The organism is Streptomyces sp. NPDC059788 (assembly GCF_042732265.1).
Taxonomy (GTDB): Bacteria; Actinomycetota; Actinomycetes; order Streptomycetales; family Streptomycetaceae; genus Streptomyces.
The window spans coordinates 133910-146161 of sequence record NZ_JBHWHY010000015.1 but is presented as its reverse complement, the minus strand read 5'-3'; the positions used below and the strand labels follow the sequence as shown (position 1 = coordinate 146161).

General features: G+C 72.5%; 11 protein-coding genes. 8 read left to right on the top strand and 3 right to left on the bottom strand.

The genetic code is table 11. The annotated features are described in order from the left end of the window. Window positions 1–151 precede the first annotated feature (151 nt). Complete coding sequence (locus tag ACFV57_RS15485) at window positions 152–1090, top strand: toll/interleukin-1 receptor domain-containing protein (protein ID WP_385231092.1); 939 nt, start codon at window positions 152–154, stop codon at window positions 1088–1090. A gap of 349 nt (window positions 1091–1439) precedes the next feature. On the opposite strand, the gene ACFV57_RS15480 is transcribed toward ACFV57_RS15485, so the two are convergent. The 3 genes from ACFV57_RS15480 to ACFV57_RS15470 form a co-directional block, all read right to left on the bottom strand. Beyond that, window positions 1440–2060 carry a DedA family protein gene (locus ACFV57_RS15480; protein ID WP_385231089.1) on the bottom strand — a complete coding sequence of 207 codons (621 nt, stop codon included), beginning with the start codon at window positions 2058–2060 and terminating at the stop codon, window positions 1440–1442. Then, window positions 2057–2869: an MBL fold metallo-hydrolase gene (locus tag ACFV57_RS15475; RefSeq protein ID WP_385231086.1), complete on the bottom strand. Its 813-nt coding sequence runs from the start codon at window positions 2867–2869 to the stop codon at window positions 2057–2059. Before ACFV57_RS15475 ends, ACFV57_RS15480 begins: the two co-directional genes overlap by 4 nt. 85 nt (window positions 2870–2954) lie before the next feature. Beyond that, window positions 2955–3896, bottom strand: a complete 942-nt coding sequence (locus ACFV57_RS15470; RefSeq protein ID WP_385231083.1) for a LysR family transcriptional regulator — start codon at window positions 3894–3896, stop codon at window positions 2955–2957. Window positions 3897–3982: 86 nt separating this feature from the next. On the opposite strand from ACFV57_RS15470, the gene ACFV57_RS15465 reads away from it, so the two are divergent. The 7 genes from ACFV57_RS15465 (at window position 3983) to ACFV57_RS15435 (ending at window position 12224) form a co-directional block, all read left to right on the top strand. Next, the gene (locus tag ACFV57_RS15465) at window positions 3983–4180 is read left to right on the top strand and encodes a putative leader peptide (RefSeq protein ID WP_385231080.1); all 198 of its coding nucleotides are present in this window, start codon (window positions 3983–3985) and stop codon (window positions 4178–4180) included. Window positions 4181–4486: 306 nt separating this feature from the next. After that, entirely contained in the window at window positions 4487–5617 is a 1131-nt protein-coding gene (gene sfnG, locus ACFV57_RS15460; RefSeq protein ID WP_385231077.1) for a dimethylsulfone monooxygenase SfnG, read from the top strand. Window positions 5618–5673: 56 nt separating this feature from the next. Next, the gene (locus ACFV57_RS15455) at window positions 5674–6891 is read left to right on the top strand and encodes an acyl-CoA dehydrogenase family protein (RefSeq protein ID WP_385231074.1); all 1218 of its coding nucleotides are present in this window, start codon (window positions 5674–5676) and stop codon (window positions 6889–6891) included. 48 nt (window positions 6892–6939) lie between these two features. Next, window positions 6940–7494, top strand: coding sequence for an NADPH-dependent FMN reductase (gene ssuE, locus ACFV57_RS15450; RefSeq protein ID WP_385231071.1), 555 nt, complete (start codon window positions 6940–6942; stop codon window positions 7492–7494). A gap of 18 nt (window positions 7495–7512) precedes the next feature. Beyond that, on the top strand, window positions 7513–8745 hold the full coding sequence (locus ACFV57_RS15445; protein WP_385231068.1) for an SfnB family sulfur acquisition oxidoreductase: 1233 nt from the start codon (window positions 7513–7515) through the stop codon (window positions 8743–8745). A 39-nt stretch (window positions 8746–8784) separates the two neighbouring features. Beyond that, entirely contained in the window at window positions 8785–9948 is a 1164-nt protein-coding gene (locus ACFV57_RS15440; RefSeq protein ID WP_385231066.1) for an LLM class flavin-dependent oxidoreductase, read from the top strand. A 152-nt stretch (window positions 9949–10100) separates the two neighbouring features. Next, window positions 10101–12224, top strand: a complete 2124-nt coding sequence (locus ACFV57_RS15435; RefSeq protein ID WP_385231063.1) for a phage holin family protein — start codon at window positions 10101–10103, stop codon at window positions 12222–12224. The last annotated feature ends 28 nt before the right edge of the window (window positions 12225–12252 follow it).

The window sequence follows — 12252 nt, the reverse complement described above, 5'->3', positions numbered from 1 at the left end:
ACGAGGCTCGGCGAGCTGGGAACATGCCTCATGTGGCAGACGGCGTGAAAAACATAGAGAGCCTGTGCGGCGCATCACGGTGGCCTGAGACGCTGATGGTGAACCTGGTGCAACCTCATTCCTGACCACTCAGCCACCACTAGGAGATCAAGTGAAGGGGCATATGGATCCATCGGAGCCGCAAAAGGAAAGCGTCTCCCCAGCACGAGACTTCTTTATCAGCTATACGAGCTCGGATCGCAGTTGGGCCGAATGGGTGGCGTGGCAGCTAGAAGAGGCCGGTTACACGACAATCCTCCAGGCTTGGGATTTCGAGGCAGGTTCCCATTTCGTTACTGAGATCCACAGGGCGACACAAGTCGCGGAACGCACCATTGTGATCCTGTCCAATGCCTATGTGAATTCTCCTTACGGGGAGGCCGAGTGGCAGGAGGCATGGAGGGCTGACCCGCTTGGAGTCAAGCGGAAGCTCCTTGTTTTTCGCATTGAACCATGCGTACGACCTGGCCTGCTTGGCCAGCTGGTATCTGAAGATATTTTCGATATTATCGAGGAGGCTGCGCGTTCGCGATTGCTTGCTGCTGCTCGTCAGGGGCGACGAAAACCCGCGTTGCCGCCAGACTTCCCGCTGCAGGAAGCTCCGGTGAATGCCGCCCCCTTTCCGGGGCGCTTAGTGCCGGCCCCGGACGATGAAGCCATGGCAGCGGGAGGCCCGTTGACCCCGGAAAACCCGTTTGCGGTCGCGCTCGCCTTTTGGTGCATGGCGCTCGAAAATGACTACGCCAGTCTGCATACAGTCATAACGCCAGAGTCTCAGGGGTGGTGGGACCTTGGCGAAATACGCAGCAAGAGCGAAAGCGGCGGCATCAGTACGGGCGTCATGAAGCCGTGCTACGACATCGCCTACGTAAGGATGCTCTCGCAGGTGGAAGGCGAGGGTGAAGCTCTGGTTGTAGCCGGAGGCCTTGTGCCCGGGGAGGCGAGAATTTTGAGTCTTGTGCTGCGGCCGGAACTCGGTGGGTGGCGAGTTCACAATTTCGGCTTCCCGCAAGACCCCAATGTCATGCCGCGTACCTGGATCGCCGAATGATTCGATTCCCCCCCCTGCCCAACAGAGGAAAGCGGCGCGGAGGCCCCGCCTTCCGGCAGGGTGGCTGCTCAATGGCGCCGGTCAAGAGAACTGGCCGACACCCTACAAGCGCCCCGCGCTCATATCTCTGACCGCCCGCCCGGAACGGATTTAGCGCACATGGGAAGCCCTGTGAAGCAGCAAGGACCAGGGAGAGGTGTTTTCCCAGTGCAGGCGCATAATGGCGATGCTTGCGCAGACCGCTGCCCTATCCAAGGAAAACTTTTACGGTAATGCCGCAAAGCGGACGACACCCGGCCCCGTACGGCAGGGCCCAAGCGCCGCACGAATCCGGATCGCGTACGGCCCGTCACCCGCCCCTCCCATGCCGCAGCCGTCGCCACACCGCGGGTGCCGCGCCGACCGCCAGTGTCAGGCCGATCGCGGCGGCCACGCCCTGCCACGGCTCGCTGAACAGGGAGCCGCCCAGCAGGCCGATGAGCTGGTACGTCGCCGCCCACGCCAGGCAGGCCGGCAGGTCGCCGCGGGCGAAGCGACGTAGCGGCATCCGGGACAGCAGACACGCCAGCATCACCGGCACCCGGCCGGCCGGCACCAGCCGCGACAGCACGAGCACCAGCACCCCGTGTTCGCGCAGCTTGGCCTGCGCCTGTGCCAGCCGCTCCGGCGCCGCGCGGTCGCGCAGCCGCTCCAGCCAGGCCGAACCGTTGCGGGAGCGCACGCCCCGCCCGCCGAGCCAGTACAGCCCCAGGTCCCCGAGGAAGGCGGCGAGCGAGGCGACGCCGAAGACGACCAGCAGGGCCCACGGCGACTGCTGGTGGAAGGCGACCACGGCGGCCGAGCTGACCACCGCGCCCGTGGGCACCACCGGCACCAGCGACCCCAGCACCACCAGCAGGAACAGCGACGGGTAGCCCACCACCTGCTGCGTCGACTCGGGAGGCACACCGCCCGCCAGCCCGCCGATCACCGCGCGCCCGCCAGCCGTACGGACTCGCCGTGCGCGAGCCGGTGCACCGCCACCCCCGGCGCCAGCAGCCCGGTCTGCCGCGCGAACTCGTCACCGGGGGAGTGGAACTCGTGCGGGCGCACCGCGTCCAGGCCGATCGGCCAGTACGTGCCGTAGTGCACCGGGACCGCCTCGCCGGGCGCCAGCCGGGCCGCCGCCTCGGCCGCCCGCCGCGCGTCCAAATGCCCGTGCCCGAGGAAGGGCCCCCAGCCGCCCACCGGCAGCAGCGCCACATCACAGGCGCCGACCTCCTCGGCCATCGCGTCGAAGAGCCCGGTGTCCCCCGCGAAGTACGTCGCCGCCGCGCCGTGCACCACGTAGCCGAGGGCGGGCACCCGGTGCGGCCCGTACGGCAGCCGCCGCCCGTCGTGGGCCGCGTGCACCGCGCGGACGGTCACCTCGCCGGAACCGCACCCGTCCGGGTGCTCGGCGCGGACCGTGACCGACTCGCCGGGCCGCAGTTCGGTGACCGGCAGCCCGCGCGCCGCCGCCACCCGACGCAGCCCCGGCACCGCGGCGAGCGCGCCCCGGGGCACCACCACCCGCGTGCCCGGCGCGAGGCGGGCCAGCGAGGCGGGGTGCAGGTGGTCGGCGTGCAGATGCGAGACGAGGACGGCGTCGGCGCGGGCCGCGGCCGGCGGCGGGAGCGCGCCACGGCGCCGCCGCAGATGGGCCAGCCGCCGCGTGAACAGCGGGTCCGTCAGTACCCGTACGCCCGAGTCGGCGACCGTGACGGTGGCGTGTCCCCACCAGGTGACCTCCACCGCCACGATGACCTCCCGTCCGGATACGACGTGCAGTGCGCCGGGGCCGCACGCGTCGTATCCGCCGTGCGTCCCACCCCTCGATCCTGCCTCATCGTGCTCCGGAGCCGGGCGGACCGGGCCGTGTCCGCCCGTGGGGCGGCTCGGCGGCGCGCCGGACGAAGATCGCGTGCAGGTCCCGTGCCGCCCGGGGCACCGAGCCGGAGCGGCGGCGCTGGATCACCATGCGGACCTCGGTGGCGTCGTCCGCCAGCGGGCGGCAGGTGATCGCGCCGCTGCGCTCCAGCGGGTCGCCGAGCACGCTGTAGTCGGGCAGCACGGTGGCGCCGAGCCCCTCGGCCACCATCAGCTTGCCCATCTCCGCGCCGTCGGTCGAGTACGAGAAGGACGGCGTGCGGCCCCGCAGGAGCCGGTGGACGTAGCGGTGCATGACGTATCCGGCCCGCATCACGATCAGCGGCTCGGCCAGCAGATCGGCGACGCCGACCGCCTCCAGCGCGGCCAGCGGGCTGTCCGGGCGCACGCAGACGACCGGACGGCCGCGCAGCAGCTCGGTGGTGTGCAGGTCCGGCGGCAGGTCGTCGCCCCGGAGGTAGTTGACCAGCCCCAGGTCGAACCCGCCCTCCGCGAGGCCCTGCCGGATCGCGTCCTGCTGGGCGGCGACCACCTCGACCTGCGTCAGCGGATGGGCGGCACGGAACTCGCGGACGGCCGGCACCAGCAGCGGGACCGTGGCGGCGTTGACCGTGCCCAGCCGCACCATCCGGCTGACGTGGTGCTGGTCGTCGGCCGCCCGGCGCAGCCGGTCGACCGCGTCCAGCACGCCGGTGATGTGCGGCAGCAGCTCCCGCCCCTCGTCGCTGATCTTCGCCCCGGACCGCTTGCGGTCCAGCAGCGCCACCCCCAGCTCCCGTTCCAGGTTGCGGACGGTCTCGCTGAGGGCGGGCTGCGACAGATGCAGCTCCTCCGCGGCGCGGCGCAGCGACCCGAGCCGGGTGACCGCCGCCAGGTATTCCAATTGCTCCATGCGCACGACGACCTGCCTCCAACCGTTACCGGGGGCAGGTGAATTCCCCGGTCGGGGTGTGATGGAAGGGGGACCCTATCACCACCTCGCGGATGCCTGGTCGACCTGCGGCGGCTGCCTGGGTAAACTCCTGGGCGGGACGGGAAAAAGACCGGCCGGGCCGTGGCCGGACCGTCGAATTGTTGCGGGGAGGTGACGTGTTGATGAAGAAGCCGGGCCGGTTCACACAACGGCGTCATGTGGACCTCGTACGCGTCTCCAGCGCCCTGTGTCGGTGCTCCCGCCGATAACCGCGCCTCCGGTTCGCCTTTTTGGGCGCTGTCCCGGCGGGCCGGCTGATCCCTTTTCCGGTAACTCGCCCATGGCGCCGCATTTCCCCTGTGGAATCTCCGTAGCGGCTGGTTCCGGCCTTCGCGTATCCGTCGCTTTCGCGCGCTGATTCACGGGCTCCGACGCCGTACGCAATACGCGCGGACCGTATGGGGTGCGCGCTGCCGATGCCGTAATTCCCCCTGCGTTCTTCGGGACGGGTGCCGCGCGCACAACCGCTCGGGCGCAGCCCGCCCTGCCCTCTCAGACCCACCGGGAGCACCTCCATGCCCGCACTACCCGCCCGCGACCCGCTCCGCTTCGCCTACTGGGTGCCCAACGTCAGCGGCGGCCTGGTCACCAGCACCATCGAGCAGCGCACCGACTGGGGCTACGCCTACAACCGCGAACTGGCCGTCCTGGCCGAGAACAACGGCTTCGACTACGCGCTCAGCCAGGTCCGCTACATGGCCGGTTACGGCGCCGAGTACCAGCACGAGTCCACCTCCTTCAGCCTCGCGCTGCTGCTCGCCACCGAGCGCCTGAAGGTCATCGCCGCCGTCCACCCCGGCCTCTGGCACCCCGGCGTGCTGGCCAAGTTCGGTGCCACCGCCGACCGGCTCTCCGGCGGCCGGTTCGCGGTCAACGTCGTCAGCGGCTGGTTCAAGGGCGAGTTCACCGCGCTCGGCGAGCCCTGGCTGGAGCACGACGAACGCTACCGGCGGGCCGAGGAGTTCATCACCGCGCTGCGCACCGTCTGGACCGAGGACCACGCGCAGCTGGCCGGGGACTTCTACCGCATCCGCGACTTCTCGCTAAAGCCCAAGCCGCTGAACACCCCGGCGCGTCCGCACCCGGAGATCTTCCAGGGCGGCAACTCCACCGCCGCCCGCGCCATGGCGGGCCGGGTCTCCGACTGGTACTTCAGCAACGGCAAGGACTTCGACGGCGTCACCGAACAGCTCACCGATGTCCGCGCCTCGGCGGCGGCCGCCGGGCGGCCCGCGCCCCGCTTCGGCCTCAACGGCTTCCTGATCGCCCGGGACACCGAGGCGGAGGCCCGCGAAGTACTGCGGGAGATCGTCGCCAAGGCGGACACGGAGGCCGTGCACGGCTTCTCGGACGCCGTCAGCCAGGCCGGCCGGTCCACGGCCGACGGCAAGGGCATGTGGCAGGACTCCTCGTTCGAGGACCTCGTCCAGTACAACGACGGGTTCCGTACGGGGCTGATCGGCACCCCGGAACAGATCGCCGAACGCATCGTCGCGTACAAGCGCCTCGGCGTGGACCTCTTCCTGCTCGGGTTCCTGCACTACCTGGAGGAGGTCGAGTACTTCGGCAAGCGCGTACTGCCGCTCGTCCGCGAGCTGGAGGCCCGACTCCCCGACGCGCCACGGCCCTCCGCCGCCCTCGCCTGACCGGACCCGCACGCCGTACCCACCGCGCAACCACCGACGCACGAAGGAGAGTCCCCATGAGCGCCGTAGCCCCCACCACCTGGCAGTCCCGGCCGGCCCCCACCGAAGCCGACGAGTGGACCGCCCGCGCCGCCGAGGTCGCCGCGATACTCGCCACCGACGCCGCCGCCCGCGACCGGGCCGGCGCCACCCCGTACGCCGAAGTGCGGCTCCTGAAGGACTCCGGCCTGGTCACCCTGCTCGGCCCGGCCGCGCACGGTGGCGGCGGCCAGGACTGGACGACCGCCTACCAGGTCGTCCGCGAGGTCGCCAAGGCCGACGGCTCGATCGCCCAGCTGCTCGGCTACCACTACCTGTGGAACTGGGCGGCCCGGCTCGTCGGCACCCGCGAGCAGTGGGAACACGTCGAGGCCGAGGCCGCCCGCAACCGGTGGTTCTTCGGCGGCGCCGTCAACCCGCGCGACGCCGACGTGGTCGTCCGGGACGAGGGCGACACGTTGGCGTTCAGCGGCCGCAAGTCCTTCTCCACCGGCAGCAAGGTCTCCGACGTCACCGTGCTCGAAGGCGTCCTGGAAGGCACCGACGACCACGTCTTCGCCATCGTGCCCTCCGACAGCGAGGGCCTGGCTTTCCACGACGACTGGGACAACATCGGCCAGCGGCTCACCGAGAGCGGCGGCGTCACCCTCGACAACGTCCGCGTGGGCTGGGAAGGCGCGGCGGGCTACGTCGACAGGACCTTCCGGCCGCGTGTCTACAACACCCTCAACGTGCCCACCATCCAGCTGGTGTTCGTCAACTTCTACCTGGGGATCGCCGCCGGCGCCCTGGAGACGGCGGCCGGCTACACCCGCAGCACCACCCGCCCCTGGCTGCACGGCGGACACGACCGGGCCGTCGACGAGCCGTACGTCATCGACATCTACGGCGACCTGACCACCCGGCTGTGGGCCGCCCAGGCCTTCGCCGACCGGGTGGCGCAGGAGGGACAGCGGCTGCACGACGACCCCGACGCGGTGACCGAGCAGGACCGCGGCGAGTTCGAGGTACGGGTCGCCGCCGCCAAGGCGCACGCCACCGACGTGGCCCTGGACACCGCCAACCGGATCTTCGAGGCCACCGGCGCCCGCTCCACCGCCACGGCCGAGGGCCTGGACCGCTTCTGGCGCAACATCCGCACCCACACCCTGCACGACCCCGTCGCGTACAAGCGCCGCGAGGTCGGCCGCTACGTCCTCACCGGCGAACTGCCTACTCCCACCTGGTACTCCTGACCGCCGCTCCCGCTCCTGCCGAACTGCTCCTCCCCGAGGTGAACCGCCATGCCCACCGTCCTGTCCGTCTCCGGAAGCCCCTCCGCCACCTCCCGCACCGCCCGCCTCCTGCGCCATCTGGACACCAGGCTCACCGCCCAAGGCCACCGCGTCGTCGAACTCGACGTCCGCACGCTGTCCGCCGAGGCCCTGCTCGGCGCCGACTTCCAGCACCCCGACATCGTCCGCGCCACCCGGCTCTTCGCGCAGGCCGACGGCGTGGTGATCGGCACGCCCGTCTACAAGGCCGCCTACTCGGGCCTCCTCAAGTCGCTGCTCGACCTGCTGCCCCAGTACGCGCTGGCGGGCAAGACCGTGCTGCCGCTGGCCACCGGCGGCACCACCGCCCACGTCCTGGCCATCGACTACGCGCTGCGGCCGGTGCTCTCCTCCATGGGCGCCGCGCACATCGTCCAGGGCTGGTTCGTCCTGGACCGGCACCTCGACATACGGGAGGACGGCACGCTCGCCGTCGAGACCGGCACCGCCGAAGCCCTCCACCAGGTCCTCGACCAGTTCTCCGGCGCCCTCGGCCGGGCCCCGCTGCTCGCCGCCGCGGGCTGAGCCGGCAGGAGTACGCACATGGCCCCCACCGCACCCACCGCACCCACCGCACCCACTGCGCCCCGGACCGGCCCGGCGCACATCATCGCCGACGACGCCGAAGCGCTCGCCGTCGCGGCCGAACTGGCCGACGCCTTCCGGCCGGGCGCGGCGGAACGGGACGCGCGGCGGCTGCTGCCGCGCGACGAACTCGACCGGCTCTCGGCCGGCGGCCTGCTCGGGATCACCGTGCCGCGTGCGCACGGCGGCGCCGACGTCTCGGCCGGAACGCTGGCCGAGGTCTTCCGGCTGCTGGCCACCGCCGACCCCAGCCTGGCCCAGATCCCGCAGAGCCACTTCGTGTACGTCAACGTGCTGCGCGCCCGGGGGAGTTCCCGCCAGCGGGAGTTCTTCTTCCGCGAGGTGCTCGCCGGGCGCCGCTTCGGCAACGCCCAGTCCGAGGCGGGCACCCGGCACGTCCAGGACATCCGCACCCGCCTGGCACCGGACGGCGACGGCTACCGGCTGAGCGGGGTCAAGCACTACTCCACCGGCGCCCTGTTCGCCCACTGGATTCCGGTGCTGGCCCGCGGCGCCGGGGACAAGTTGCACGTCGCGTACGTGCCGCGGGACGCGCCCGGCGTCACCGTCGTCGACGACTGGGGCGGCATGGGGCAGCGCACCACCGCCAGCGGCACGGTGCGCCTGGAGGACGTCGCCGTGCCGGCCGACCGCGTCGTACCGCACCACCTCACCTTCGAAGGGCCGCAACTGCACGGCGCCTTCGCCCAGTTGCTGCACGCCGCCATCGACACCGGGATCGCGCGGGGAGCCCTCGCCGAAGCGGCCGGATTCGTCCGCACGAAGAGCCGGCCGTGGTTCGAGAGCGGCTTCGACACGGCCGCCGAGGACCCGCTGCTCGTCCAGCGCTTCGGCGAACTCGAACTCCGGGTCCGGGCCGCGCACGCCCTGCTGGAGGCCGCGGCCCGCGCCGTGGACACCGCCACCGCCGGCCTCACCGACGACACCGCCGCCGAGGCGTCCGTCGCGGTCGCCGCGGCGAAGGCGTACGCGGGTGAGGTGGCGGTGGAGACGGGCAGCGCGCTCTTCGAAGTGGCCGGCACCCGGGCCGCGCTGGACGGGCTCAACCTGCACCGGCACTGGCGCGACGCGCGTACGCACACGTTGCACGACCCCGCGCGCTGGAAGGTGCAGCACCTCGGCCGGTACGTGCTCCACGGCACCCGGCCACCCCGCCACGGCCTCCTCTGACCACTCCTCAATTCCCTCTCCTTCCCCTCCGGAGACCTCGTGAGCCTCACCTTCCACTGGTTCCTGCCGACCTACGGCGACAGCCGGCACGTCGTCGGCGGCGGACACGGCCTGCCCGCCGGCGCCGCGGGCGGCCAGCGCCCCGCCACCCTCGGCTACCTCACCCAGATCGCCCGCGCCGCCGAACAGCTCGGCTTCGAGGGTGCGCTCACCCCCACCGGGGCCTGGTGCGAGGACGCCTGGCTCACCACGGCGATGCTCGCCCGGGAGACCGAGCGCCTGAAGTTCCTGGTCGCCTTCCGGCCCGGCGTCGTCTCGCCCACCCTCGCCGCCCAGATGGCGGCCACCTTCCAGCGGCACGCGCCCGGCCGGCTGCTGCTCAACGTCGTCACCGGCGGCGAGAGCCACGAGCAGCGCGCGTACGGCGACTTCCTCGACAAGGACGCGCGCTACGCCCGTACCGGAGAGTTCCTGAGCATCGTGCGGGACCTGTGGCAGGGGCGGACCGTCGACTTCACCGGGGAGCACCTGCGGGTCGAGCAGGCGCGGCTGGCCCGCGTGCCCGACCCCGTACCGCCGGTCTACTTCGGCGGGTCCTCGGCGGCGGCCGGAGAGGTCGCCGCCCGGTTCAGCGACGTGTACCTGACCTGGGGCGAACCGCCCGGACAGGTCGCCGAGAAGATCACCTGGATACGGAAGCTGGCCGCCGACGCGGGGCGCACGGTGCGCTTCGGCATCCGGCTGCACGTGATCGCCCGGGACACCGCCGACCAGGCGTGGGCCGAGGCGCGCCGCCTGCTGGAGGGCTTCTCGCCGGAGGCGGTCCGTACCGTCCAGGAGGGGCTTGCGCGCAGCGAGTCCGAAGGGCAGCGGCGGATGCTCGCCCTGCACGGCGGCAGCACGGACGGGCTGGAGATCGCGCCCAACCTCTGGGCGGGCATCGGGCTGGTACGCGGCGGCGCGGGCACCGCCCTGGTGGGCAGCCATGCCGAGGTGGCGGAGCGGATCACCGAATACCACCGGCTCGGCATCGAGGAATTCGTCCTGTCCGGGCATCCGCACGTCGAGGAGGCGTACTGGGTCGGGGAGGGGGTGCTGCCGCGCCTGGCGGAGGCGGGGCTGTGGAGCCGTCCGGGGGCGGCGGGCGTGGGGACGGGGGCGGGGTCGGAGGCGGACGTGCAGGTTCCGTTCGCCGGGCGCTGAGGGGAGGGGGAAGGAACGGGGAGAAGGGGCCGGGCCGGTCGCGGTCCGCCGCCGGACAGGCCGCGCTGTCAGTGGGCTGTGACACGCTGTATGCGTGATGCCCGCCGAGGGTGTCCCAGCGTGACGGTCTGCGGGAGCGAGGTGAGTGCGGAATGCGACGGCCCCGGTGGAAGGCGGCAGGCGGTGCCCTGCTGCGGGTGACGGCGGTCTGGGTGGTGTCCTCGCTGACGCTGCTGGTGCTCGCCGGCCTGCTCCCCGACTTCAGCCTCCAGTCCGCCGACGGCGAGAGCCTCACCCGTACGTTCCTCACCGCCGCGCTCGGCGCCGGCGCCTTCGGCCTGCTCAGCGCCCTGGTGTGGCCGCTGCTCGTGCGGGCCCTGCTGCTGGTGCCCGCCCTCGTCCTCGGCCTGCTGGTCTTCTTTCTGAACGGTTCGCTGCTGCTGGTCGCCCTCGGTCTGATCCCCGAGGGGCGCGGCCAGGCCGCACCCGAGACGGCCGTGATCGTCGCCGCCGTGGTGTCCGCGACCTCCTCCGCCACCTCCACCTTCCTCGCGGTGCGCGACGACGAGGCGTACCGCCGCCGGCTGGTGCGGCTGGCCGGCCGCCGGCACGGCCGCCGCCGCGGCGCCCCCGGCGACCCGGGCCCCATAGCGCCCGGCACGGTCTTCCTCCAGCTCGACGGCCTCGGCCACGACCTGCTGCGCGAGGCGACGAGCGGCGAGCGGCCCCTGATGGGGACGGTCGCGAGCTGGCTCGGCGGCACCCACCGCCTGACCCCGTGGCGTACGGACTGGTCCAGCCAGACCGGCGCCAGCCAGCTCGGCATCCTGCACGGCACCAACCACGACCTGCCCGCCTTCCGGTGGTACGAGAAGGAGACCGGCCGCCTGATCGTCAGCAACCGGCCCAGCGGCGCGGCCGAGCTCCAGCGCCGGGCCGTGGCCCGCACCGGCGACGCCGGGCTGCTCGGCCTCGACGGCGCCAGCCGCGGCAACCTCTTCAGCGGCGGCGCCGACCAGCTCGCGCTGGTGATGTCGGTGGCCGCCCGCCGCGGCCGGCACAACCGCTCCCGCGCCGGCTATTTCGCGTACTTCTCCGACCCGGCCAACGCGACCCGCACGGCCGTGTCCTTCGTCGCCGAGATCTTCCGCGAGATCGGCCAGTCCCTGCGGTCCCGGTTCCGCCGGGAGAGCCCGCGCGTCAAGCGCGGCGGGCTCTACCCGTTCATCCGTGCCTTCGCGACCGTCGTCGAGCGGGACGTCGTGGTCGCCGCCGTGATCGGCGACCTGCTCGCCGGCCGCACGGCCGTCTACGCCGACCTGGTCGCCTACGACGAGGTCGCCCACCACTCCGGCCCCCGGCACCGCGACACCCACCAGGTGCTGCGCCGCCTGGACCGCGCCATCGGCCTGATCGCCGACGCCGCCCACTACGCCCCCCGCCGCTATCGCGTCGTGCTGCTCTCCGACCACGGCCAGAGCCCCGGCCCGACCTTCCTGGGGGCCTACGGGCTCGGCCTGGAGGATCTGGTGCGGGCCGGCTGCGGACTGCCCGTATCCCGGCGCGCCGGGCGCACCACGAGCGGGGCCGAGGCGCGGGAGGCGGCCCGCGCCGCGCTGCACCGGCCCGAGGGCACCGACGGGTGCGGCCCGTCCGACCCCGTCGTGCTGGCCTCGGGGAATCTGGGCCTGGTGGCCTTCCCCGACCTGCCCGGCCGGGTCACGCGCGAGGAGATCGAGCGCCGCCACCCGGCGCTGCTGGCCACCCTCGCCAACCACCCGGGCATCGGCTTCCTGCTCGTGCGCTCCGCCGCGCACGGCGCCCTGGTGCTCGGCCCCGGCGGCGCCGAGCACCACCTCGACACCGGCCGGATCGTGGGCCGCGACCCCCTCGCCGGATTCGGCGCGGGCGCCGCGGACGCCGTGCGGCGCACGGACGGCTTCCCGCATGTCGCCGACATCATGGTCAACTCCGCCTGCGACCCGGCCACCGGCGCCGTGCACGCCTTCGAGGAGCAGATCGGCTCGCACGGCGGCCTGGGCGGCGAGCAGAGCAGACCCTTCCTGCTGTGGCCCGCCGAACTGTCCCCGCCGGCCGCCGACGGCGCGGAACCGACCGGTGCCGGGCAGGTCCACGAGATCCTGCGGCGCTGGCTGAGCGAGGTCGACGGGCCGCAGATACCCCTCGGGGGCCCGGCGGACGAACTGCGGTCGCGGGGGCCGCAGCCCGAAGTATTTTCACCGGCCGATGGTGCCGTGCGGGACATTACCCGCTGATTTTGTGCAACGTCGCAGGTCGAAGACC

Bases quoted from the DNA above. Each gene is read 5' to 3' on its own strand.
- ACFV57_RS15465 (WP_385231080.1), top strand. From the start codon at position 3,983: ATGCCTGGTCGACCTGCGGCGGCTGCCTGGGTAAACTCCTGGGCGGGA.
- sfnG (WP_385231077.1), top strand. From the start codon at position 4,487: ATGCCCGCACTACCCGCCCGCGACCCGCTCCGCTTCGCCTACTGGGTG.
- ACFV57_RS15455 (WP_385231074.1), top strand. From the start codon at position 5,674: ATGAGCGCCGTAGCCCCCACCACCTGGCAGTCCCGGCCGGCCCCCACC.
- ssuE (WP_385231071.1), top strand. From the start codon at position 6,940: ATGCCCACCGTCCTGTCCGTCTCCGGAAGCCCCTCCGCCACCTCCCGC.
- ACFV57_RS15445 (WP_385231068.1), top strand. From the start codon at position 7,513: ATGGCCCCCACCGCACCCACCGCACCCACCGCACCCACTGCGCCCCGG.
- ACFV57_RS15435 (WP_385231063.1), top strand. From the start codon at position 10,101: ATGCGACGGCCCCGGTGGAAGGCGGCAGGCGGTGCCCTGCTGCGGGTG.